The organism is Tepidicella xavieri (assembly GCF_004363315.1).
In the GTDB taxonomy this organism is placed as follows: Bacteria; Pseudomonadota; Gammaproteobacteria; order Burkholderiales; family Burkholderiaceae_C; genus Tepidicella; species Tepidicella xavieri.
Window position 1 is genome coordinate 38,737 of the sequence record NZ_SNYL01000011.1, and the last position, 23,954, is coordinate 62,690.

17 protein-coding genes and 2 pseudogenes are annotated in these 23,954 nt (G+C 68.4%); 17 read left to right on the forward strand and 2 right to left on the reverse strand.

Annotated features, from left to right (window positions below; genetic code table 11):
• Positions 1-142 precede the first annotated feature (142 nt).
• The 10 genes from DFR43_RS09830 to DFR43_RS13915 all read left to right on the forward strand — a co-directional run bounded on the left by DFR43_RS09830 (position 143) and on the right by DFR43_RS13915 (position 8,848).
• The gene (locus DFR43_RS09830; protein WP_133598151.1) at positions 143-1,750 is read left to right on the forward strand and encodes a carboxyl transferase domain-containing protein; all 1,608 of its coding nucleotides are present in this window, start codon (positions 143-145) and stop codon (positions 1,748-1,750) included.
• A 10-nt stretch (positions 1,751-1,760) separates the two neighbouring features.
• Positions 1,761-2,540 (forward strand): enoyl-CoA hydratase/isomerase family protein, encoded by a 780-nt coding sequence (locus tag DFR43_RS09835; RefSeq protein ID WP_133598153.1) that lies wholly within the window; start codon positions 1,761-1,763, stop codon positions 2,538-2,540.
• Between the two features lie 12 nt (positions 2,541-2,552).
• Entirely contained in the window at positions 2,553-4,607 is a 2,055-nt protein-coding gene (locus DFR43_RS09840) for an acetyl-CoA carboxylase biotin carboxylase subunit (protein WP_133598155.1), read from the forward strand.
• 126 nt (positions 4,608-4,733) lie between these two features.
• Entirely contained in the window at positions 4,734-5,684 is a 951-nt protein-coding gene (locus tag DFR43_RS09845) for a 2-hydroxyacid dehydrogenase (RefSeq protein WP_133598157.1), read from the forward strand.
• 28 nt (positions 5,685-5,712) lie between these two features.
• On the forward strand, positions 5,713-5,946 hold the full coding sequence (locus tag DFR43_RS09850; protein WP_133598159.1) for a DUF4160 domain-containing protein: 234 nt from the start codon (positions 5,713-5,715) through the stop codon (positions 5,944-5,946).
• Positions 5,939-6,376: a DUF2442 domain-containing protein gene (locus tag DFR43_RS09855; protein ID WP_133598161.1), complete on the forward strand. Its 438-nt coding sequence runs from the start codon at positions 5,939-5,941 to the stop codon at positions 6,374-6,376. The genes DFR43_RS09850 and DFR43_RS09855 overlap by 8 nt, the downstream gene beginning before the upstream one ends.
• Positions 6,377-6,451: 75 nt before the next feature.
• Positions 6,452-7,369 carry a hydroxymethylglutaryl-CoA lyase gene (locus DFR43_RS09860; RefSeq protein ID WP_245988894.1) on the forward strand — a complete coding sequence of 306 codons (918 nt, stop codon included), beginning with the start codon at positions 6,452-6,454 and terminating at the stop codon, positions 7,367-7,369.
• A 6-nt stretch (positions 7,370-7,375) separates the two neighbouring features.
• Positions 7,376-8,038 (forward strand): LysE family transporter, encoded by a 663-nt coding sequence (locus tag DFR43_RS09865; RefSeq protein ID WP_133598165.1) that lies wholly within the window; start codon positions 7,376-7,378, stop codon positions 8,036-8,038.
• Between the two features lie 51 nt (positions 8,039-8,089).
• Entirely contained in the window at positions 8,090-8,596 is a 507-nt protein-coding gene (locus DFR43_RS09870) for a YbaK/EbsC family protein (protein ID WP_133598167.1), read from the forward strand.
• A 9-nt stretch (positions 8,597-8,605) separates the two neighbouring features.
• Positions 8,606-8,848: a DUF1289 domain-containing protein gene (locus DFR43_RS13915; RefSeq protein ID WP_133598169.1), complete on the forward strand. Its 243-nt coding sequence runs from the start codon at positions 8,606-8,608 to the stop codon at positions 8,846-8,848.
• Here the strand turns inward: DFR43_RS13915 and DFR43_RS09880 are convergent.
• Complete coding sequence (locus DFR43_RS09880) at positions 8,838-10,541, reverse strand: diguanylate cyclase (RefSeq protein WP_133598171.1); 1,704 nt, start codon at positions 10,539-10,541, stop codon at positions 8,838-8,840. The two genes, DFR43_RS13915 and DFR43_RS09880, sit on opposite strands and share 11 nt — an antisense overlap.
• A 229-nt stretch (positions 10,542-10,770) precedes the next feature.
• On the opposite strand from DFR43_RS09880, the gene DFR43_RS09885 reads away from it, so the two are divergent.
• The 6 genes and pseudogenes from DFR43_RS09885 (at position 10,771) to DFR43_RS09905 (ending at position 23,073) form a co-directional block, all read left to right on the forward strand.
• A complete protein-coding gene (locus DFR43_RS09885; RefSeq protein ID WP_245988896.1) occupies positions 10,771-12,459 on the forward strand; it encodes an NAD(P)H-dependent oxidoreductase subunit E in 1,689 nt (562 codons plus the stop codon).
• On the forward strand, positions 12,456-15,332 hold the full coding sequence (locus DFR43_RS09890; protein ID WP_133598175.1) for a molybdopterin-dependent oxidoreductase: 2,877 nt from the start codon (positions 12,456-12,458) through the stop codon (positions 15,330-15,332). Before DFR43_RS09885 ends, DFR43_RS09890 begins: the two co-directional genes overlap by 4 nt.
• A gap of 88 nt (positions 15,333-15,420) precedes the next feature.
• Positions 15,421-15,858: a universal stress protein gene (locus DFR43_RS09895; RefSeq protein WP_164499727.1), complete on the forward strand. Its 438-nt coding sequence runs from the start codon at positions 15,421-15,423 to the stop codon at positions 15,856-15,858.
• A 115-nt stretch (positions 15,859-15,973) separates the two neighbouring features.
• Positions 15,974-19,399, forward strand: a pseudogene (locus DFR43_RS13975) (excinuclease ABC subunit UvrA); the annotation flags it as partial.
• Positions 19,400-19,753: 354 nt separating this feature from the next.
• Positions 19,754-22,708: pseudogene (locus tag DFR43_RS13980) on the forward strand (excinuclease ABC subunit UvrA); the annotation flags it as partial.
• Positions 22,709-22,713: 5 nt separating this feature from the next.
• Positions 22,714-23,073: a hypothetical protein gene (locus DFR43_RS09905; RefSeq protein WP_133598179.1), complete on the forward strand. Its 360-nt coding sequence runs from the start codon at positions 22,714-22,716 to the stop codon at positions 23,071-23,073.
• A gap of 14 nt (positions 23,074-23,087) precedes the next feature.
• Here the strand turns inward: DFR43_RS09905 and DFR43_RS09910 are convergent, their stop codons facing one another.
• Positions 23,088-23,441 (reverse strand): hypothetical protein, encoded by a 354-nt coding sequence (locus DFR43_RS09910; protein ID WP_133598181.1) that lies wholly within the window; start codon positions 23,439-23,441, stop codon positions 23,088-23,090.
• Between the two features lie 83 nt (positions 23,442-23,524).
• Here DFR43_RS09910 and DFR43_RS09915 point away from each other — a divergent pair, with 83 nt between their 5' ends.
• Entirely contained in the window at positions 23,525-23,947 is a 423-nt protein-coding gene (locus DFR43_RS09915) for a PaaI family thioesterase (RefSeq protein ID WP_133598183.1), read from the forward strand.
• Positions 23,948-23,954: the final 7 nt, after the last annotated feature.

The following is a 23,954-nucleotide window of genomic DNA, read 5'->3' on the forward strand; positions in this document are numbered from 1 at the left end:
CGGAGTGTGCCAAAAAATACCGATCGAGTGGCGTGATTTGCACCCTTTTTGACGCCACGCCGCACTGGTCGGATGGCGCGGGCTGCCGCACAATCGCTCGTGCATGCCGGCTCCATCGTTCCGGCCACGAGGAAAACCAGTCATGACGGTTTTGGAGACACAGCTCAACCCCCGGTCCACCGATTTCCAGCACAACGCCCAAGCCATGCGCGCGCTGGTGGACGATTTGCGTGCCCACATCGACAAGGTGGCTCAGGGCGGCGGCGAGGCCGCCCGCGCCAAGCACACCGCCCGCGGCAAGCTGCTGCCGCGCCAGCGCGTCGAAATGTTGCTCGACCCCGGCACGCCGTTTCTGGAGATCGCGCCGCTGGCGGCGCTGAACATGTATGGCAACGAGGCGCCGTGCGCCGGGCTGATCGCCGGCATCGGGCGGGTCAACGGCGTGGACTGCATGATCGTGTGCAACGACGCCACCGTCAAAGGCGGCACGTACTACCCCATGACGGTGAAAAAGCACTTGCGGGCGCAAGAAATCGCGCAGCAAAACCGCTTGCCGTGCATCTACCTGGTCGATTCCGGTGGCGCCAACCTGCCCAACCAAGACGAGGTGTTCCCGGACCGCGACCACTTCGGGCGCATCTTCTACAACCAGGCCAACATGAGCGCGCAGGGCATCGCGCAGATCGCGGTGGTGATGGGCTCGTGCACCGCGGGTGGCGCCTACGTGCCGGCCATGAGCGACGAGACCATCATCGTCAAGAACCAGGGCACGATCTTCCTGGGCGGCCCGCCGCTGGTGAAGGCCGCCACCGGGGAGGTGGTCAGCGCCGAGGATTTGGGCGGTGGCGACGTGCACACGCGTCTGTCGGGCGTGGCCGACCACCTGGCTCAGAACGACATGCACGCGCTGGCCCTGGCGCGCGAGGCGGTGCGGCATCTGCAACGCGCCAAACGCCCCGAGGTGGCGTTGCAAGCCCCCCGCGCGCCGCTGTATGCCGCCGAAGAGCTCTACGGCGTCATCCCCACCGACACGCGCAAGCCGTTTGACGTGCGCGAGATCGTCGCCCGCATCGTCGATGGCAGCGAACTGCACGAATTCAAGCCGCGCTATGGCACCACGCTGGTGTGCGGCTTCGCCCACATCGAGGGCATGCCCGTGGGCATCATCGCCAACAACGGCATCCTGTTTTCCGAGTCGGCGCTCAAGGGGGCGCACTTCATCGAACTGTGCTGCCAGCGCAAGATCCCGCTGGTGTTCTTGCAGAACATCACCGGCTTCATGGTCGGCCGCAAGTACGAAAACGAAGGCATCGCCCGCAACGGCGCCAAGATGGTCACGGCCGTGGCCTGCGCCCAGGTGCCCAAGTTCACCGTCATCATCGGGGGCAGCTTCGGCGCGGGCAACTACGGCATGTGCGGCCGTGCCTACAGCCCGCGCTTTCTGTGGATGTGGCCGAACGCGCGCATCAGCGTCATGGGCGGCGAGCAGGCCGCCAGCGTGCTGGCCACCGTCAAGCGCGATGGCATCGAAGCCAAGGGGGGCAGCTGGAGCATGGAGGAGGAGGAAGCGTTCAAAGCCCCGATCCGGCGCCAGTATGAGGAGCAAGGGCACCCCTATTACGCCACGGCCCGCCTGTGGGACGATGGCGTGATCGACCCCGCCGACACGCGCCGCGTGCTGGCGCTGGGTCTGTCGGCCGCGCTCAACGCCCCCATCCCCGACACCCGTTTCGGCGTCTTCCGCATGTGAGGAGCGTGGCATGAGCAACCTGACCGTGAACGTCCAGGCCCATCGCGCCACCGTGACGCTGACCCGTCCGGCGCTGCGCAATGCGTTCAACGACGAAGTCATCGCCGACCTGACGGCGGCGTTTGCCGAACTCGGCGCGCGCGACGACGTGCGCGTGATCGTGCTGGCGGCCGAAGGGCCGGCGTTTTGTGCCGGGGCCGATTTGAATTGGATGCGCCGCATGGCCGACTACAGCCGCCAAGACAACCTGGCCGACGCGGGCCGCTTGGCAGCGATGCTGCGCACCCTCTACGAGTGCCCCCGGCCCACCATCGCCCGCGTGCAGGGCGACGTGTACGCCGGTGGCATGGGGTTGGTGGCCTGTTGCGACCTGGTCGTGAGTGCCGAGACGGCCGGCTTTTGCCTGAGCGAAGTCAAGCTCGGGCTGATTCCGGCCACCATCGCCCCTTATGTGATTCGCGCCATGGGGCCGCGAGCCGCCCACCGCTACTTCCTGACGGCTGAACGCTTCAGCGCTGCCGAGGCGCGCCGCATCGGCTTCGTGCACGAAGTGGTGCCGGCCGACCGGCTCGATGCCCAGGTCGATGAATGGGTTCGCGCGCTCAGCAGCGCCGGCCCCGCGGCCGTGCGGGCCTGCAAGCGGCTGGTGCAGGACGTGGCCGAACGCCCCATCGATGCCGCCTTGATCGAATCCACCGTGCAGCGCATCGCCGACATCCGCGCCAGCGCCGAAGGCAAGGAGGGCGTCCAGTCCTTTCTGCACAAACGCCCGCCCCAATGGCTGGGCTGAGGGAGACGCACCATGTTTAAAAAAATCCTCATCGCTAACCGTGGCGAAATCGCCTGCCGCGTGGCCGCCACCGCCCGGCGCCTGGGCGTCAAGACCGTGGCCGTGTACTCCGACGCCGACGCCCAGGCCAAGCACGTGGCTGCCTGCGACGAGGCGGCCCATATCGGCGGCAGCGCGCCCAAGGACAGCTATCTGCGCTGGCAGGCCATTCTCGATGCCGCCCGTGCCACCGGCGCGCAGGCCGTTCACCCGGGCTACGGCTTTCTGAGCGAAAACGAAGATTTCGCCCGCGCATGCGCGGAGGCGGGGCTGGTGTTCATCGGGCCGCCGGCGTCTGCTATTCAGGCCATGGGCCTCAAGGCCGAATCCAAGCGGCTGATGGAGCAAGCCCAGGTGCCGCTCGTGCCCGGCTACCACGGCACGGACCAGGATCCGGCCCTGTTGCAGCGCGAGGCCGACCGCATCGGCTACCCTGTGCTCATCAAGGCCAGTGTCGGCGGTGGCGGCAAGGGGATGCGCGCGGTTGACCGGCCCGAGGACTTCCTGGCCGCGCTGCAATCGTGCAAGCGCGAAGCCCTCAACAGCTTTGGCGACGACGCGGTGCTCATCGAGAAATACGTGCAGCGCCCGCGCCACATCGAAATCCAGGTGTTTGGCGACACCCATGGGAACTGCGTGTACCTGTTCGAGCGCGACTGCTCCGTGCAGCGCCGTCATCAGAAAGTGCTGGAGGAGGCCCCCGCGCCCGGCATGACCCCCGAACTGCGCGCCCGCATGGGCGAAGCCGCCGTGGCCGCGGCCCGCGCCGTCGGCTATGTGGGGGCAGGCACGGTGGAGTTCATCGTCGAGCAGCCGGCCGGCTACGACCACCCCGAGCAGATGCGCTTTTATTTCATGGAGATGAACACCCGCTTGCAGGTGGAGCATCCCGTCACCGAGGCCATCACGGGGCTGGACCTGGTCGAATGGCAATTGCGCGTCGCCGCGGGTGAGTCCTTGCCGCTGAAGCAGGAAGACCTGCGCATCCACGGCCATGCCATCGAGGCACGCATCTGCGCCGAAAACCCCGACAACCAGTTCCTGCCCGCCACGGGCACGCTGGCCGTGTACCGCAAGCCGGCGCACGTCAGCTTCCAGCGCGGGCCGGTGCGCTTCGATGACGGCGTGCGCGAAGGCGACACCATCAGCCCCTTCTACGACTCGATGGTGGCCAAGCTGATCGTGCACGGCGACAGCCGCGAACAGGCCTTGGCCCGGCTCGACGATGCCCTGGCGCAGACCCACATCGTGGGGCTGGCGACCAATGTGCAGTTCCTGCGCCACGCGGTGCGCAGTGCGTCGTTTGCCCAGGCGCGGCTGGACACGGCCTTGATCCAGCGCGAGCAGGCGGCCTTGTTCCACCAGCAGCCTGTGAGCCTGCCGCTGGCCGTGGCCGCCGCGGTGGCGCACACGCTGGTGCAGGAACGCGCCGGCGAAACCACCGACCCCTTCAGCAAAACCGACGGCTGGCGCAGTCACGGCCAGTTCCAGCGCCGCTTCGCGTTCGAGGACGGCGATGCCCATGTCCCCGCCGTCTTGGCCTATGGGCATGGGGGTGGCCTGCGCCTGACCGTGGGGGAAGGCGCGCACGCGGTGACCGGCGAGTTGGTGTTCAGCGCGCATCCCGCCGCATCGGCCAGCCCGTTGGCCGATGCCCCCCCTTGGGCGTTGGACCTGTGCTTTGCCGGCGAGCGCGTCCGCGCCACCGTGTACATGCAAGGCGAGCGCGCCCATGTGTTCACCCCCCAGGGGGCGCGGCAGGTGGTGGAGGTGGACCTGCTGGCCCATGCGGGCGATGCCGCGACCGAAGGCGGGCGGTTGACCGCGCCCATGCCCGGCAAGGTTGTGTCGTTCGCGGTGCAGGCCGGCGAAGTGGTCAAGAAAGGCCAGCCGCTGGCCGTCATGGAGGCCATGAAGATGGAACACACCATCGCCGCGCCTGCCGACGGCACCGTCACCGAACTCCTGTACGCCCCGGGCGACCAGGTGGCCGAAGGCGCCGAACTGCTCAAGCTGGCCCCGGCCTGAGCCAGCGCCCCGCCGCCGGCCCACCCGGCCGCCGGGGCGCATGGCCATCGGCCGGCTCGCCCTGGGGACGGCAGGGCCGCAGCGAGCCGTGTATGGTATGGGCTGATCCATGAAGCAACCCTGACCATGAACATTGTGTTTTGCTGCACCGATACCCGTCCCGAGCCCTGGCTGGAGGGCTTGCAGGCGGCGTTGCCCGAAGCGCAGGTCACCCTTTGGCGGCCTGTGCCGGAGCCCCTGGGCGTCGCGACCGAGGCGGCCAGCGCCGACTATGCCGTCGTCTGGGCCCCGCCGCAGGCGTTCATCGACTCGCAGCCGCGGCTCAAAGCCCTGTTCAACATCGGCGCCGGGGTCGATGCCCTGTTGCGCTTGCGCCTGCCTCCAGGTTTGCCGGTGGTGCGGCTCGACGATGCGGGCATGGCCGTGCAGATGGCCGAATACGTGTGCCACGCCGTCATCCGCCACTTCCGCGAACTGGATCCGTACCGGCAAGCGCAGGCCCGCCATGAATGGGCCTTTCGCAAGCCCCAGCGGCGCGAGGATTTTGCCGTGGGGGTGATGGGTCTGGGCGTGCTGGGCACGCGCGTGGCGCAGGCGTTGCGGGCGTTTGAATTTCCGGTCCATGGCTGGAGCCGCAGCCCCAAGGCGCTGGAAGGCGTGCGCACCTTCCACGGCGAAGGGGACGGCCTGCGCCGTTTCCTGGCGGCCAGCCGCGTGCTGGTCAACCTGCTGCCGCTGACGCCACAGACGCGCGACATCCTCAACCGCGACACCCTGAGCCGTCTGCAACCCGGCGGCTACCTCATCAACGTGGCGCGCGGCGCGCATCTGGTGGAGGAGGATCTGCTGGCGCTGCTCGACAGCGGCCATCTGGCCGGCGCCACGCTGGATGTGTTCCGCACCGAGCCCCTGCCGCCCGAGCATCCTTTCTGGGCCCACCCCCGCATCACCGTGACGCCGCACACGGCCGCCCGCACCCTGCGCGACGAGAGCATCGCCCAGATCGCCCGCAAGATCCGCGCCCTGGAGCAAGGCCAGCCCATTGCCGGCGTGGTCGATCGGGCGCGGGGTTATTAAAACCCAACCTGTTGGGTTAATATCTGGCATGTCCAGCATCCGTGTCAACCATCTTCGCCTGGTGGTGTATCCGAATGACCATCCGCCACCCCATGCCCACGTGCTTGGGCCAGGCTGGGAGTTGCGAATCGAGCTTTCCCGCCCCCCTGCATTGATGACGGTCAGTGGCAAAGCAAAAACCGGCGATATTGCGGTGGCGTTGATGGCGGTGAGCGATCACCTGGGGACTCTTCGCCAACGATGGAGGGATTTGCATGAGTAAGCCTGCATTGCCCGATTGGGTGCGTGCCGAACTGGAGCGCGTACCGGAAGCCGCTGCGCGTGGTCTTGCCGCCGATCGGCCGGATTTGCGTGCCGTGGCGGCTCGCTACGACGCTCGTCGCAAGCGGGTGGTGGTGGAATTGGCCAATGGCACCTGGTTTGCCTTTCCGCCGGCATTGGCACAAGGTTTGGCGGGAGCCAGTGCCGCAGACCTTGCGGTCATTGAAATCAGCCCGATGGGAACGGGCCTGCACTGGCCGCGACTCGACGCGGACTTGACCGTCGAGGGTTTGCTGGCAGGCGCATTTGGCAGCCGTGCCTGGATGCGCGAATGGGCAGCCAAGGCGGGCCGCGTCTCATCGCCGGCCAAGGCCTCAGCGGCCCGCGCCAACGGGGCAAAAGGCGGGCGGCCGCGCAAGGCGGTGGCCTGATTGATGAAGCCGTTGCATCGCGGCGGGTCGAGTCTGCCCATGCATGCGGAAAAGTTTTTTGAGAAAGGCATCACCTTGAACACCACCCACTTGCCCCCACGAGTACGTCTCATCGACGTCGGCCCGCGCGACGGCCTGCAAAACGAAAAGCAGCCCGTGCCCGCGGCCGTCAAGATCGAGCTCGTGCACCGCCTGCAGGCCGCGGGCCTGCGGGAGATCGAAGTCACCAGCTATGTGTCACCCAAGTGGGTGCCGCAGATGGCCGACAACCACGAGGTCATGGCCGGCATCACCCGCCAGTCGGGCGTGCGCTACTCCGTGCTCACGCCCAACCTCAAGGGCTTCGAGGCGGCGCTGGCCGACCGGCCGGACGAGATCGTGGTGTTCGGCGCGGCCAGCGAAGCGTTCAGCCAGAAAAACATCAATTGCAGCATCGCCGAGAGCATCGAGCGCTTTGCGCCGGTGGTGGAGGCCGCGCGCAAGGCTGGCATCGCCGTGCGCGGCGCCATGAGCTGCACCGTGGGCTGCCCCTATGAGGGCGACATCGCGCCCGAGCGCGTGGGCATGCTGGCCCAGTTGATGAAGGACATCGGCGTGCAGCGCGTGGACGTGGCCGACACCATCGGCGTGGGCACGCCACTGAAGGTGCAGCGCGCCATCGAGGCGACGCTCGCGCACTACGACATCGACCACATCAGCGGCCATTTCCACGACACCTACGGCCAGGCGCTGGCCAACACGCTGGCGGCGCTGCAGATGGGGGTGTGGAACTTCCAGTCCTCGGTCGCGGGGCTGGGCGGCTGCCCTTACGCCAAAGGCGCGACCGGCAATGTGGCGACCGAGGACGTGGTCTATCTGCTGCACGGCCTGGGCATCGACACGGGCATCGACCTGGAGGCGCTGGTGGACACCGGGGCCTGGATCAGCGCGCAGCTCGGGCGGCCGAGCGCCTCTCGCGTCGGGCGCGCATTGCTGGCCAAGCGCGTACACTGACGCCTTATGGATCTGCACGTCTGGTTGGCTTATTTCGTCGCGGCTTGGGTGATTGCCATTTCCCCCGGTTCGGGGGCGGTGCTGTCGATGACGCATGGCTTGGCCTATGGCGTGCGCCATGCCAGCGTCACCATCCTGGGCTTGCAGGCGGGGCTGTCCATCGTGCTGCTGGTGGCGGGCGTGGGGGTGGGCGCCTTGCTGGTGGCGTCGGCCACGGCGTTTACCGTCATCAAGGTGCTGGGGGCCGCGTACCTGCTGTGGCTGGGCTGGCGGCAATGGGTGGCGCCGGTCGCTGCCGATGCCCCGAGCGCCTCATCGCAGGCGTCACCGGGGGGCAGCGCGCTGCCGCCGGGGCTGCCGTCGGCGCGGCAACGGTTCGTCCTGGGCCTGTTCACCAATGTCACCAACCCCAAGGGCATCGTGTTCATGGTGGCGGTGCTGCCACAGTTCATCAGCCCGCATCGGCCGCTGTGGTTGCAGTTGCTCATCCTGCTGGTCACGTCCGTCGCGGTGGACTTGGTGGTGATGCACGGTTATGCCTGGTTGGCCTCGCGGGCCCAGCGCTGGCTCGCGTCGGCCCGCGCGCGCCGGGCGCAGAACCGGGTGTTCGGCGGGGTGCTCATGGCCATGGGGGCCAGCCTGTTCATGGTCAAGCGGGCTGCGGCCTGAAGCCCTCGGGCGGCCGCGCCTGCGCCCGTGCCCCCGCTATCATCCTCGCCCATGTGTGGTTCCGAACTTCAACCCTTGCCCGAGGCCGTGCAGCGCGTGGCCGCGGCACTCATGCGGCTGGGCCATCCCCATGCCCCGGTGATGCTGGACAGCGCGGCGCGCACCGCCCAGGAAGCGGCCGATGCGCTTGGCGTGGCGCTGGGCCAGATCGCCAAGAGCATCATTTTTTGTCGTCAGCCCGATGAAGTGGCTGTGCTGGTCATCACCAGCGGGGATCGCCGGGTCGATGAGCGCAAGGTGCAGGCGCTGGTGTGCGGCCCGGGCCAGTCGTTGGGCCGGGCGACGCCCGCATTCGTGCGGAACAAAACCGGCTTTGCGATTGGCGGCGTCTCGCCGGTGGCCCATGCCCAGACGCCCGTGACCCTGATCGACGAAGAACTGTTTCGCTTCGAGCGCATCTGGGCCGCGGCGGGGCATCCCAATGGGGTTTTTCCTTTGTCACCGCAGGACCTGGGGGCTTTGACCGGCGCGCCCGTGGCCGACGTGACGGTGCGCTAGAGTGCGGGCATGCCGGTCCGCCCCCCTGTTCCCGCTCCCGTGTCGCTGGCCGATGCCCGCCAGCGCAAGGGAGGGGCTTTTCCTTCCCCCTGTGTCAATGTGTGTCGCATGTCGCCTCGGTCGGGCTGGTGCGAAGGGTGCTGGCGCACGATCGACGAAATCCGCCAGTGGAGTGTGATGGACGAGGCCGAACGCGCCGCCTGCTGGGAGCGGATCATGGCTCGCCAGCGCGAGGCTGGTGTCACGGCCTGACGGCGGGGACCTCGGCGAAGGCGATGCGCGATGGCTGGCGCTTGGCCGCATACATGGCCTGATCCGCCACGCGCAGCAGTGTTTGCAGGTCTCGGCCCTGCTCTGGCGCCAGCGCCACGCCCACGCTGGCGCTGACCTGGTGGCTGAGTCCGTCGATCTGCATCGGGGCCGCCACCGCGTCGCACAGACGCTGCACCATCGCGTCGAGCGCCGGCCGGCCCGGGCAATGTCCGAGCACGACAACGAATTCATCGCCTCCCAGTCGGGCCGCGATGTCGCTGTCGCGGCTGTGTTGCAGCAAGCGGCGCCCGATTTCCACCAGCACCTGATCGCCCACTTCGTGGCCGTGACGGTCATTGATCGGCTTGAAGCGGTCCAGGTCGAACAACAGCACTGCATGCCGCCCAGGCTGGGCCAGCAGGCGCTGGGTGCCATCGGCCAAGCCGCGGCGGTTGGCCAGTCCGGTGAGCGCATCGGTCATGGCGGCGCGGGCCAGGTGAGCGGCACGCAGGCTCAGCACGGTTTTTTCACGCTGGATGGCGCGGATGCGCGCGCTCAGTGCAATGGCAAAGACCACCATCTCGGCGGCCATGCCGATCTGGAGCCCGTAGGACAGCACCACCGGGGCATGCCACCAGCCACGCGCCACGGCCACCACGCCGATGACGCTGGCAAACAGGGTGAGTTTGGCCAGCAAATACCAGCCCGCGCTCGGCTGTCCGCGGCGCCAGATCCACAGACCGATGGCCGTGATGCCAGCGATACCGACCAGGGCAAGGGTTTCGTTGAGTTGTTGCGAAAGGGCCGTGTGGCCTGCGGCACCGATGGCGGCCGATGCCAGCGCCACGCCCGCCATCGCCAACACCGGCCCGTCCGCCGCCCTGCCCACGACCCGGGTGGACAGAAAGGCTCTGGCAAAGCCGGCGCTGCTGGCCAGCCACAAGGCGGGCCAGATCACATAGCTGTGCTCGATCCACCACGGTGACCCGGGCCAGAGGTAGTGCGCGGTATGGCCATTGAAGGTGGCGATGGTCAGCAGCGCGGTGAGGCAGGTCAGGACGTAGTGCAGATAGGCCGCGTCACGAAACACCCCGGCCAGCGTGAGGTTGTAGATCAGCAGTGCCAGCAACACGCCGTAGATGACGCCATCGAACAGCTTTTTGTGTTGGCGGTTTTTCACGTAATCCCCGATTTCCCAGATGGCAGGGGTGATGTTCTGCGCAATCGTGTTCTGTACCCGCACGTAAAGCGTATAGTCCCCGGCAAAGGGCAGGTGAAAGGGGTAAGTGATGCGCTCCATGCCCAGGGGGCGGCTGGCATACGGGCGGATCAGACCGGTTTGCGCGCCGCTGCCCCAGTTCAAGCCGTCGCTGGCGAATGGGCCGTGAAACGCAATGTCGCGAATGGCGGTGGTGGGAAAAGTCAGGACCCACTGGTCGTCTCGCGTGCCTGTGGTCATCTGGATGCGCAGCCACCACGCCGACGGGCCGTGCAGGCGCAGCGGGCCTGGGGGCACTTGCCAGGACTGGCCGGGCGTGGATTGCCGAATGTCCTCCAGGGTGAGGTGCCCCTCACGGTCTTCCAGCACCGCGACCCGGCCTTGCAGCCACACCCCTTCGGCCCGTGGTTGCAGCACCACGGTTTCCTGCGCCAGTGCTGCGTTTGCCCACAGCAGCGTCAGCAGTCCCAGCATCCACCACCCCTTCAGGAACCATGCCGGCAGACCTGCAAGACGCGCAGCCCCAGAGGGCTTCAACAAGCGGTGGATGGAAAGCAAGAACAGCGGCATGATCAATATGCCACTGTACTCCGTATTGGGTGCGCTGTTGGCGGGGCGAGAAATGCAGTAATATGCATTTTTGTGCATAAACCCAAATTACATTTGTAAGACAATGAATCAGAGTGCATCGTCTGTGACGTGGATGCGGGCGCAAGGCCGGCTGGCCCGAAGCACGCCCAAAGGGCGCCAAGTCCGCCCGGACGATCGGGAACGGGTGGCGCGGCTGTGTGCCGATCTGCCGCCCCAGCGGGCGCTGTTGATCGAGCACCTGCACCGGTTGCAGGATGCCGAGGGCGGTTTGCGCAAGGGGCATTTGGCCGCGTTGGCCGAGCGGCTGCGGCTGAGCCAGGTCGAGGTGTACGAGGTGGCAACCTTCTATCACCACTTCGACGTGGTGGAGGACGATGCCGTGCTGCCCCGCCACACGGTGCGGGTGTGCACCAGCCTGCCCTGTGCGATGGCCGGCGGGGAAAGGCTGTGGCGCGAACTGCGGGATCGGCTGGCCGGCGAGCCCGGCGTACGGGTGGTGGAGGCGCCGTGCATGGGCCAGTGCCATGCGGGGCCGGCCGTCTGTGTGGGCCAGCGGCAGATGGGGGCGGCCGATGCCCAGGCGGTGCGAGATATGCTGGCCCGTGGCGACATCGGGCCCAGAACGTTGCCCGCCAGCCAGGCCCCGGATGCGCCAGCCGATTTTGCGCAGTTCGAGCGCCTGCTGCGCGGGGAATGGTCGGTCGAGCGGGTGCTGGCCGAGCTGAAGGCGTCCGGCCTGCGTGGCCTGGGCGGCGCCGGTTTTCCCGCCTGGCGCAAGTGGGAGACGGTGCGTGCCCAGCCCGGGCCCCGGGCCATGGTGGTCAACATCGACGAGGGGGAAGTGGGCACCTTCAAGGACTGGCATGTGCTGGCCCACGAGCCACGCCCTTTCCTGGAGGGCATGCTGATCGCGGCGCACGTGGTGGGCGCCGAGCACATCTGGATCTACCTGCGCGACGAATACCACGACGTTCGCCAGCTCTTGCAGGCGGAACTGGCGCGTCTGGCGCAGCGCATCGAGGGCTGGCGGGAGGCGCACCCAGGCATCACGTTCCCCGAGGTGGAACTGCGGCGCGGCGCGGGAGCCTACATCTGCGGCGAGGAATCGGCGCTGATTGAATCGGTGGAGGGCAAGCGCGGCATGCCTCGCCTCAAGCCGCCCATCGTGGCGCTGAATGGGGTGTTTGGCCGGCCCACGCTGGCGCACAACGTCGAGACGCTGTGGTGGCTGCCCACGGTGCTGGCGCGCGGCGGTGCCTGGCTGGCTCGACAAGGGCGGCACGGGCGCAGCGGCCTGCGGCGCTTCAGCGTGTCGGGGCGGGTGGCCAAGCCTGGGGTGTATCTGGCGCCGGCGGGCATCACGCTGCAGGAGCTGCTGCACGAATACGCGGGTGGCATGGCGCCGGGCCACACCCTGTATGCCTACCTGCCCGGTGGGGCGTCGGGCGGCATCCTGCCGGCCGCGCTGACCGATGTGCCGCTGGACTTTGACACCTTGGCCGAACATGGCGCCTTCGTCGGCTCCATGGCGGTGGTGGTGCTGAGTCAGCACGATAGGGTGCGCGACGCGGCCTTGAACCTCATGCGTTTTTTCGAGCACGAGTCCTGCGGCCAGTGCACCCCTTGCCGGGCCGGCACCACGCAATCGGTGGCCTTGATGCAAGCTCCGTTGTGGGACGCGGAGCGCCTGGGCGACCTGTCGCACGTGATGCGTGAGGCGTCCATCTGCGGGCTCGGCCAGGCCGCGCCCAACGCTTTCGACAGCGTGCTGCGCTTCTTCCCGCAGGAGGTGCAGGCATGAGCGCGTCCGATCTGCCCCTGATCGATTTCACCCTGAACGGGACGCCCGCCCAGGCCCTGCCCGGCGAAAGCGTGTGGCAGGTGGCCCAGCGCCTGGGGGTGGCCATTCCGCACCTGTGCCACCAGCCGGGTCTGCCCACGGCGGGCAATTGCCGCGCCTGCGTGGTGGAGGTGGAAGGGGAGCGCGTGCTGGCGCCTTCGTGCTGCCGCTTCCCTCGGGCCGGCATGGCCGTGCGCACCGACACCCCCCGCGTGCAACGCGCCCAGCGCACCGTGCTGGAACTGTTGCAGGCCGATGCGCCCGACACCCGCCGCCTGAAGCACGACAGCGAGCTGGCGCGATGGGCCGAGCGGCTGCATGCCGATGGCCAGCGCTTCCCGGCACGCGGGCCGTCGCAGCGGCAGAGGGCCGCCCAGGGGCCGGATACCAGCCATCCGGCCATGACCGTCAGCCTGGATGCATGCATCCAGTGCACGCGCTGCATCCGCGCCTGCCGCGACGTGCAGGGCAACGACGTGCTGGGCCTGTCGTTGCGGGGCGCTCAGGCGCAGGTCGTCTTCGACCAGGGTGACCCAATGGGCCAGAGCACCTGCGTGGCCTGTGGCGAATGCGTGCAGGCCTGCCCGACCGGGGCCATCGCGCCGGCCAACGGCGCCTACACCCGCGTGGCCGAACGGCAGGTCGATTCCGTCTGCCCCTACTGCGGCGTGGGTTGCCAGCTCACCTACCACGTGCAAGGCGAGCGCATCGACCGGGTTGAGGGCCGCGCCGGTCCGGCGAACGACGGGCGGCTCTGCGTCAAAGGCCGCTTCGGTTTCGATTACATCCACCACCCGGACCGGCTCACCGTGCCGCTGGTGCGCCGTGCCGACGCGCCGAAAAACCCGGCCCTCCTCACCCAAGGCCCCGGTGGCCGGACCGACATGGCCGCCGTGCGCGCCCAGTTCCGCGAAGCCACCTGGGACGAAGCGCTGGCGCTGGCGGCCGAGGGGCTGATGCGGGTGCGCGACGCCCAGCCCGCGAAAGGGCGCGGCGCAGCGGTGGCCGGTTTCGGTTCCGCCAAGGGCACGAACGAGGAAGCCTACCTGTTTCAGAAGCTGATCCGCAGCGCCTTCCATACCCACAACGTGGACCACTGCACGCGCCTGTGCCACGCCTCCAGCGTGGCCGCGCTGATGGAGGGCATCGGTTCTGGCGCGGTCAGCAATCCGCTGCGCGACGTGGCGCATGCCGAATTCATCTTCCTCATCGGCGCCAACCCGGCGGTCAACCACCCGGTGGGGGCGAGCTGGATCAAGAACGCCGTCAAGCGCGGTGCCCGGCTGGTGCTGGCCGACCCGCGCCGCACCGAGCTTGCCCGCCACGCCTGGCGCACGCTCACCTTCCAGCCCGGCAGCGACGTGGCGCTGCTCAACGCCATGCTCTACGTCATCCTCAGCGAGGGGTTGACCGACGACGCCTTCATCGCCGAGCGCACGCAGGACTATGCGCGGCTGCGCGACCACATTCTGAACGGCCCGGAACACGGGGGCGAGGACTGGCGCCCCGAAGCCATGGCGCCCATCTGCGGCATCGACGCCGAGACCATTCGCGAAGTGGCCCGCGCCTACGCCACCGCCCCAAGCAGCATGATCCTGTGGGGCATGGGCGTGAGCCAGCACACCCACGGCACCGACAACGCACGCTGCCTGATCGCGCTGGCCATGGTCACCGGCCAGATCGGCCGCCCCGGCACCGGGCTGCACCCCTTGCGCGGCCAGAACAACGTGCAGGGCGCCAGCGACGCCGGGCTCATCCCCATGGTGCTGCCCGATTACCAGGGCGTGGCCAACGCCAGCGCCCGCGAGCAGGCCGAACGCCTGTGGGGTTTGCCGCCAGGGGCGCTTGATGTCCAACCCGGCCTGACGGTGGTCGAAATCATCGACGCCGCCTACGACGGGCAAATCCGCGCCATGCTGATCCAAGGCGAAAACCCCGCCATGAGCGACCCCGACGCCACCCATGCCCGCGAAGCGCTGGCCCGGCTGGAGCACCTGGTGGTGCAGGACATCTTCCTGACCGAGACGGCGGCGCTGGCCGACGTGGTGCTGCCTGCCACCGCCTGGCCTGAAAAGACCGGCACCGTCACCAACACCGACCGCACCGTGCAACTCGGCCGCAAAGCCGTGGCCGCGCCCGGCCAGGCCCGCGCCGATGCGTGGATCACCGAGCAGTTGGCCCAGCGGCTGGGGCTGCCCTGGGCCTACGGCATCGCGGCCGACGGCAGCGGCGCCGAGCCCGACAGCGGCATCGGCCGGGTGTACGAGGAGATGCGCGCTCTCATGCCGTCGATTGCCGGACTCTCGTGGCGCCGGCTGCTGCAGGCCGGCGCCGTCACACACCCGGTGCGCAGCGAAGACGACCCCGGCCAGCCCATCGTGTTCATGGATCGCTTTTCCACCCCCAGCGGCAAGGCGAGGCTGGTGCCCGTGGGCCTGCGCGAGCCGGCCGAGCGCCCGGATGCCGAATACCCCCTCGTGCTGGTGACGGGCCGCCAACTGGAGCACTGGCACACCGGCTCCATGACCCGGCGCAGCGATGTGCTGGACGCGCTGGAGCCCGCCCCCACCGTCAGCCTGCACCCGGCGACCATCGAGCGGCTCGGTCTGCAGCCCGGGGCCTGGGCGCGCATCACCAGCCGCCGTGGCGAAGCGCACGTGCGCGTGCGCGCCGACGAGGGCATCCAGCCCCATGTGGCCTTCATGCCGTTTGCCTATGTGGAGGCGGCTGCCAATCTGCTGACCATTGCGGCTTTGGACCCGGTCGGCAAGATCGCGGAGGTGAAATACTGCGCGGTGCGCATCGCTGCGCATGCGCCGGCCGGCGCGGCTTGATCTGGCGCAAGGGTCTGCGGCACACTCCCTGTTAGGATGGCGTCAGGCCATCGGCCTGGTGGCTCGATCCCTACCCATGGAGCTTTGCATGTTCAACAAAATTCTCGTGCCTTCCGACGGTTCCAAGCTCGCGCACGGCGCCGCCGAGTTCGCCGCCGATCTGGCCAAGCACCACGGCGCGCAGGTCGTGGGGCTGTATGTGATCGACCCCTTCCCCTACATCGGCATCGGCGACGCTTCCGCCGCCGGCCTGCAGGCCTACATGGCCGAAGCCCAGGCTGCGGCCGACCGCGCCCTCAATGACATCCGCCAGTGCTGTGAAGCGCGTGGCGTGACCTTTGCCGGCGACACCATCGAGCGCAATGTGACCTACGAGGGCATCCTGGAGACGGCCGACGCCGAGGGGTGCGACCTCATCGTCATGGGCTCGCACGGCCGCAAAGGCGTGCAGGCCCTGATTCTGGGCAGCGTGGCCCAAAAAGTGCTGACCCACGCCAAAGTGCCGGTGCTCATCGTCAAGCCCTGAGCATGGCCAACCGCTGGGCGCCATGCCCAGCGCGGCGCAAGGGCATTGGCCCGGCCGGGCGGCCCGTGGCGCGGGGGCTTCCTAGAATGTTGGCCTCATCGTGCCAGGGGCTTGCATGTCCGAACACCCGGTTTCTTCCTCCGACGCCGTCACCGATGCCTCCTTGCCCGCCGCGGCGGCTGGGCAGGGGGTCATCCGCATCCGTGGCGCGCGCCAGCACAACCTCAAGCACGTCGATCTGGACATCCGCACCGGCGAGTTGACCGTCGTCACCGGCCCCAGTGGCTCGGGCAAGTCCAGCTTGGTGTTCGACACCCTGTTTGCCGAAGGGCAGCGCCGCTATGTCGAGACGTTCAGCGCCTACGCCCGCCAGTTCCTCGACCGCATGGACAAGCCCGCGGTGGACAAGGTGGAGGGGGTGCCGCCAGCGATTGCCATCGATCAGACCAACCCGGTGCGTTCATCGCGCTCCACCGTGGGCACGATGACCGAACTCAACGACCACCTCAAGCTGCTGTTCGCGCGCGCGGCGCAGTTGTTCGACCGGCGCACCGCGCAGCCGGTGCGTCACGATACCCCCGACACCATTTATGAGACCTTGCGCCAGCGGGCCGAGGCCGCGGGCGACCCGAGGCTGGTGATCACCTTTCCGGTGGAATTGCCCGCCAGTGCCACGCCGCAAGACATCGAGCAGTGGCTGGCGGCCAGCGGCTTTACCCGGGTGCAGGCCGAGCGGCTGGTCACCCGGGCGTCGGCCCCCGAGGCGGCCCGCTCCGCCAAAACCGCCAAGCGCGGCCGGGCTCCGTCGGCGGCTCCGGCGCAGGTGCGGGTGCTGGACGTGGTGGCCGATCGCTTTCGCTTCAGCCGCGCCGAGCGCGCCCGCGTGATCGAAGCGCTGGAACTGGCGCTCCACCGGGGCCATGGGCAACTCACGGTCTATGCCTTGCGTGATGAAGGGGCGCAGGCCGCATCGGGCGATGCGGGTGGGCCTGCCGCGCCAGACGATGGCGCCGAGTGCTGGCGATTTTCCGCCGGCCTGCATTGCCCAGACAGCGATTGGCGCTATGCCGAGCCGGTGCCTTCGATGTTTTCTTTCAACTCGCCGGTGGGGGCGTGCGAGACGTGCCGCGGCTTTGGCCGCGTCATCGGGGTGGACATGGGGCTGGTCATCCCGAACGACAAGCTCACGCTGCGCGCGGGGGCCATCAAGCCCATGCAGACGCCCGCCTGGAAGGAGTGTCAAGACGACCTGATGCGCCATGCCGAGGCCGCCGGCATTCCCCGCGATACGCCGTGGTACCAGTTGAGCGAGGCGCAAAAGGCCTGGGTCATCGAGGGCTCGCCCGAATGGAGCGGCAACTGGACCCAGCAGTGGTATGGGGTGCGCCGTTTTTTCGACTATCTGGAGAGCAAGGCGTACAAGATGCACATTCGGGTGTTGCTGTCGAAGTACCGCAGCTACACCGAGTGCCCGGATTGCCGGGGGGCGCGGCTCAAGAGCGAGAGCCTGCTCTGGCGCCTAGGCACCAAGGCCGATGCGGATGCGGTGCTGCCACCTGCCCAGCGCTTCATGCCGGTGGGGGTGGAATGGACGCGCGAGCAGTTGGAGGCGCTGCCGGGCCTGTGCTTGCACGACCTGATGCAGTTGCCGATCGAGCGGTTGCGCCGTTTTTTTGCGCTGTTGAAAGGAGCGGCCGAGGGGGCCGACGGTTGGTTGGCGCTTGCTGCTGAGGTGGGGGGAGTACCGAGCACCTCATGCCGTCCGCTGCGCGGCCAAAAATCGGTGCCCGGCACTCCCCCCACCTCAGCGGGTACGGGCGAACGCATGGTATCTGACCCACTGCGCGCCGATGCCGCCACGCAGGGCGGCGAGGGTACGGCGGGCGACGATTTTGGCTTGCCGCATGAGGCGTCCGCCGTACCCTCGTCGCCCCACCAGAGGCCCACCGAGAAACACCCGTCGAGTACCCAAGCCAGCCCACCAGCCGGCGAAGCCCAAGCCCTCAAGCTGCTGTTCGACGAAATCACCGCCCGCCTGAAATACCTGTGCGATGTGGGCATCGGCTACCTCACGCTCGACCGGCAAAGCCGTACCTTGAGCGGCGGCGAAGTGCAGCGCATCAACCTCACCACCGCCCTGGGCACCTCGCTGGTCAACACCCTGTTCGTGCTGGACGAGCCCAGCATCGGCCTGCACCCGCGCGACATGCACCGCATCAACCAGGCCATGCATCGCTTGCGCGACGCTGGCAACACCCTGGTCGTGGTCGAGCATGACCCCGCCGTCATGCTGGCGGCCGACCGCATCATCGACATGGGCCCCGGCCCCGGCGAGCGTGGCGGACGCATCGTGTTCGACGGCACGGTGGCCCAACTGCGCGAGGCCGATACCCTCACCGGCGCCTACCTGGGCGGGCGCAAGCAGGTGGGTTTCGGCTTCAAGCGCATGGTCACCGAGGCCACGCCCCGGCTCGTGCTGGAGGGCGCGCGCGAGCACAATCTGCGCCATCTCACGGTGGCGTTCCCCTTGCAGCGGCTGGTGGTGGTTACCGGGGTATCGGGCTCCGGCAAATCCACGCTGATACAGGATGTGCTGGTGCCGGCCTTGATGCGCCATTTCGGGCAGGTCACCGAAACGCCCGGCGCCCACGACCGGCTGCTCGGCGCCGAGCAGCTCAGCGGCGTGGTGTTCGTCGATCAATCGCCCATTGGTAAGACGGCCCGCTCCAACCCGGTCAGCTACGTGGGTGCGTGGGATGCCATTCGCGACCTGTTCGCCAGCACGCCTTTGGCCCAGCAGCGCGGCTATACGGCGGCCAAATTCAGCTTCAACAGCGGCGACGGGCGTTGCCCCACGTGTGGCGGCTCGGGCTTCGAGCACGTGGAAATGCAGTTCCTCAGCGACGTGTACCTGCGCTGCCCCGATTGCGATGGCCGGCGCTACCGGCCGGAGGTGCTGGAGGTCACGCTCGAACGCGGCGGCCGCAGCCTGCATGTGGCCGATGTGCTGGCGCTGACGGTCAGCGAAGCGGTGCAGCTGTTTGCCCAGGACCGGGAAGTGCTCGTGGGCTTGCAGCCCATCGTCGATGTGGGGCTGGAGTATGTGAAGCTGGGGCAGCCCGTGCCCACGCTCAGCGGCGGCGAGGCGCAACGCCTGAAGCTGGCCGGGCACTTGGCCGATGCGGCCCGCGCGCGTTCGGCATCGGGGTCGGGCAAGCGCGCCAGCCGCAGCGCCTCGGGCCAGCCGCTGGCCACCAAGGGCATGCTGTTCGTCTTCGATGAGCCGACCACCGGCCTGCATTTCGATGACATCGCCAAGCTGATGCGCGCGCTGCGCAAGCTGCTGGAGGTGGGGCATTCCCTGATCGTGATCGAGCACAACCTGGACGTGATTCGCGCCAGCGACTGGTTGATCGATCTGGGGCCTGAAGGCGGCGACCAAGGGGGGCTGCTGGTGGCCGAGGGCCCGCCCGAGGCGGTGCGTTTGCATCCGCACAGCCACACCGGCCAGGCGCTGCGCGAGTACGCCGAGGCGGTGGGCGAGCTGACCATGGCGCAGGAGGGGCGGGTGACGGATTACCTGCCTCTTCGGGGTGAGGTGGGGTCTGCGCCTGTGGCTTGGGCTGATAGATTGGCGCTTGCTGCCGGGTCAAGGGGAGTGCCGGACTCGTCAGTCACAAGCTCCGATTCCTCGCCCGGCACGCCCCTTGCCCCGGCGGGAGCCTTGGGGATCGCTGCGCTTGCGCATGCAGGGGTCGCGAAAAAATCGCCCCATGCTGGGCAGGGGATACGCCCCGGCAAGGAATTGGAGCCTGCGACTGACGCGCCGGGGCGTATCCCCTGCCCAGCCGCGAGGTCTCCGAACGAAACCGCCACACCGCCCCAAAATGCCATCCGCATCATCAACGCGCGGGAACACAACCTCAAGGGCCTGTCGGTGGACATTCCCCGGGGCAAGTTCAACGTCATCACCGGCGTCAGCGGATCGGGCAAGTCCACGCTGGCGTTCGACATCTTGTTCAACGAAGGCCAGCGCCGCTATCTCGAAAGCCTCAACGCCTATGCCCGCAGCATCGTCCAGCCCGCAGGCCGGCCCGAGGTCGATGCGGTGTACGGCATCCCGCCTACGGTGGCCATCGAGCAGCGCTTGTCGCGCGGCGGCGCCAAATCCACCGTCGGCACCACCACCGAAGTCTGGCACTTCTTGCGTCTGCTGTATGTGAAGCTGGGCACCCAGCATTGCGTGCATGACGGCGCCCCCGTGCAGCCGCAAACCCCAGAGAGCATTCTGGCGCAGCTCATGAGTGGCTTTCGGGGCCAGCACATTGGCGTGCTGGCCCCCCTGGTGGTGCACCGCAAAGGGGTGTATGCCGAGCTGGCCGACTCGGCGCGGCAGCGTGGGCACACCCATTTGCGGGTCGATGGCGAATTCGTGCCGACCCAGGGTTTCCCGCGCATCGATCGGTTCAAGGAACACACCATCGAGCTGCCCGTGGGCAGCCTGGATGTCACGCCCGAGGCCGAGGGCGATTTGCACCGCCTACTGGCGCAAGCCCTCGAACACGGCAAGGGCGTGGTGCACGTGCTGTCGGGGCTCGACGGGCTGGAGGCGGCGCTGGCCGCCGGCGCCTCCACCCGAGACATCGGACAGTTGCAGGTGTATTCCACCCGCCGCGCGTGCCCCGTGTGCGCCACCAGCTACGCCGAACTGGACCCGCGCCTGTTCTCCTACAACAGCAAGCACGGCTGGTGCCCGGACTGCGTGGGCACTGGCGTGCAACTGACCCGCGAGCAACGCCAGGCGTTCGACGATTCGGTGCGCGATGACGAGCAGGGCCGCGAGCGCCGCCTGAGCGAACCCGACATCGATGCGGTGGGCGATCAGCCCTGCCCCAGTTGCGCCGGCACCCGCCTCCATGCCATCGCCCGCGCGGTGCGTTTTCAGGGCTACGCCATCACCGATCTGGCGCGCCTGAGCGTGCGCGACCTGCACGCCTTGGTGCGCGACTGGCGCCAATCTGGCCGCCTGACGGCCCGGCAAGCCGAGATCGTCCGCGACCTGCTGCCCGAAATCGAAAGCCGCCTGGCCTTTTTGCAGGACGTGGGGCTGGGCTACCTCACGCTGGATCGGGGCGCCCCCACGCTCAGCGGCGGGGAGGCGCAACGCATCCGCCTGGCGGCCCAACTCGGCTCCAATCTGCAGGGGGTGTGCTACGTGCTCGACGAACCCACCATCGGCCTGCACGCGCGGGACAATCAAATGCTGCTCGATGCCTTGCGGCGCTTGGGCGATCAGGGCAATACGCTGGTGGTGGTGGAGCACGACGAGGACACCATTCGCCGCGCCGATCACGTCATCGATATCGGGCCGAGTGCCGGGGTGCGGGGTGGGCGTGTGGTGGCCGAGGGTTCGGTGGATGATGTGATGGCTGCTGCCGATTCACAGACGGGGCGGTATCTCTTGCATGCGATGAAGCATCCGTTGCAGGCGCGGCGGTTCGTGCCCGCTCCTCTCGCTGCCGAGGGCAGGGGTGTGCGGGACTCGTCAGTCGCAGGCTCCGATGCCTCGCTCGGCACGCTCCTGCCCTCGGCGGGAGGCGCGGTGCGCAGTGCGACAGACGATGCCCCAGCTTCCGCCGGGTCTTTCCCCGCGGCCGCACTCCGTTCCGCCCCTTCAGCCGGGGAGGGCTTGCCCCCCGGTAAGGAATCGGAGCTTGCGACTGACGCACCGGGGGGCAAGCCCTCCCCGGCCACGAGGCCAGAGAGCGAAACCCCAACCGAGCCCATCCTCTGGCTCACCGTCAAAGGTGCCACCCTCCACAACCTGCAACACATCACCGTCCACGTACCGCTCAAACGCCTGGTGGCGGTCACCGGCGTCAGCGGATCGGGCAAGTCCACCCTCGCGCGGGATGTGCTGCTGGCCAATGTGGCCGCGGCCGTTCACATGCAGGCCAGCAAGGCCGGCCGCGATGCCTGGGAGGCCGGCCAGCGGCCGTCGTGGCAGGGCTGCGAAGGCGTGGTGGGCACCGAAGCCATCCAGCGCGTGCTGGAGGTGGACCAAACCCCCATCGGCAAGACGCCGCGTTCTTGCCCGGCCACCTACATCGGCTTTTGGGACACCATCCGCAAGCTGTTTGCCGAAACCCTGGAGGCCAAAGCCCGTGGCTTTGGGGCGGCCCGCTTCAGCTTCAACACCGGCGATGGCCGCTGCCCCGTCTGCGAAGGGCAGGGCATGCGCACCATCGAGATGAGCTTTCTGCCCGACGTGAAAGTGCCGTGCGAGGCGTGCCATGGCGCCCGCTTCAACCCCGAGACGCTGGCCGTGACCTGGCGCGGCAAGAGCATTGGCGACGTGCTGCGCATGGAGGTGGACGAAGCCGTGGATTTCTTCGCCACCATGCCCAGCATCGCGCACCCGCTGCAATTGCTGCGCGATGTGGGGCTGGGCTACCTGACCCTGGGCCAGCCTTCGCCCACCTTGAGCGGCGGCGAGGCCCAGCGCATCAAACTGGTGACCGAACTGACCAAGGTGCGCGACGATGTGGGACGGCGCGGCCAGAAAGCGCCGCACACGCTGTATGTGCTCGACGAGCCCACGGTGGGCTTGCACATGGCCGATGTGGACAGGCTCATCCGCGTGCTGCACCGGCTCGTGGATGGCGGACACAGCGTGGTCGTGATCGAGCACGATCTGGACGTGATCGCCGAAGCCGACTGGGTCATCGATCTGGGGCCCGAAGGCGGGGCCGGTGGGGGCCGCATCGTCGCGCAAGGCACGCCGGAAGATTTGGTGGCCAGCGGCACGCACACCGGGCGCGCGCTGGCGCCCGTGTTGGCCCGGCGCTGAAGGTCATGCCCAAGCCCCGCGGCCCGTTGCCGCAGGTGGTGTACATCCACCCCGATGCCCCGCCCCAGCCGGCCTGGGGCCAGCCCTGCAACGGCTGTGGCGTCTGCTGCCTGGCCGAGCCTTGTCCGTTGGGCATGGTGCTGTCGCGGCGTCGGCGCGGCAGTTGCATCGCCTTGCGTTGGGACGCTGCCGCCAGCCAATACCGTTGCGGGGCGCTGGTGGACCCGCCGGCCTTCCTGCCCGTCGGCTGGCGCTGGGTGGCCTCGCTGTGGCGCCGCTGGGTGCATCGCTGGATCGCGGCCGGCCAGGGCTGCGACGCCACCTTGCGTGGCGAGCGGGACAGTGGGCCGGGCCGCGGCCACTGAGCCGGGCGGCGGCTTCAACCCCACATCGCCAGCGCCACACCGCCCAGCAGCAGCGCCATGCACGCCCCGCCCAGCCAGCGGGTGCGCCAGCGCAGCACCTCCACCGCCTGCACCAGCCGGCTGTTTTGCTCGGCCAGTTCGGCAGCGGTTTGCGCCAGCTGCGCCATGTCGGCCTGCAACTGGTGGTGAGCGGCTTCCAGCGCTTGCAGCCGTTGCGGTAGGCTGTCCGCGCCCGCGCTGGCTGCTGGGGCGGCCTGGGCTTTCTGCTTGTCCAGCAGCCGCCGGGCGCCCTTGAGCACCTTGGGGGCATGCTCGATCACGTCTCCCCAAGGGATTACTTTGAGCGCCATCATCCACGGAAAAGCCATCGTCGGTCTCCAAATGCTTGCTGTCTGATGCCAGTGTAGGGGGCTTGGTTCACACGCCGCGCACAGGCGGTTACAGTCGGAGGATGGAAACCCCAACCCCCTTTGACGTGAACACGGTCCAGCAGTTGCTGGCCGACTGGTTTGCCCCTTGGGTGCAGGCGCTCGGTCTGCGGGCCGAGTCTTGCGCCGATGGCGAAGTCACGCTGCGGCTGCCGTTTTCGGAGCGGTTGACGCGCATCGGCGGCATGGTTTGCGGCCAGGCGCTGATGTCGGCGGCAGACACGGCCATGGCGCTGGCCATTGCCTCGCGCCTCGGGGTGCGCCAACCCATGACGACGGTGCAGCTCAGCACCAGCTTCCTCAAACCGCTGGTGGGTCAGGATGCACTGGTGCAGGCGCGCATCGTGCGGGCGGGCAAGAGCCTGGTGTTCGGCGAGATCGACATCGTGGCCGCTGGCGATGGCAAGAGCGTTTGCCGCGTCAGCACCACGTATGCCTTGCTCTGATGCTTGG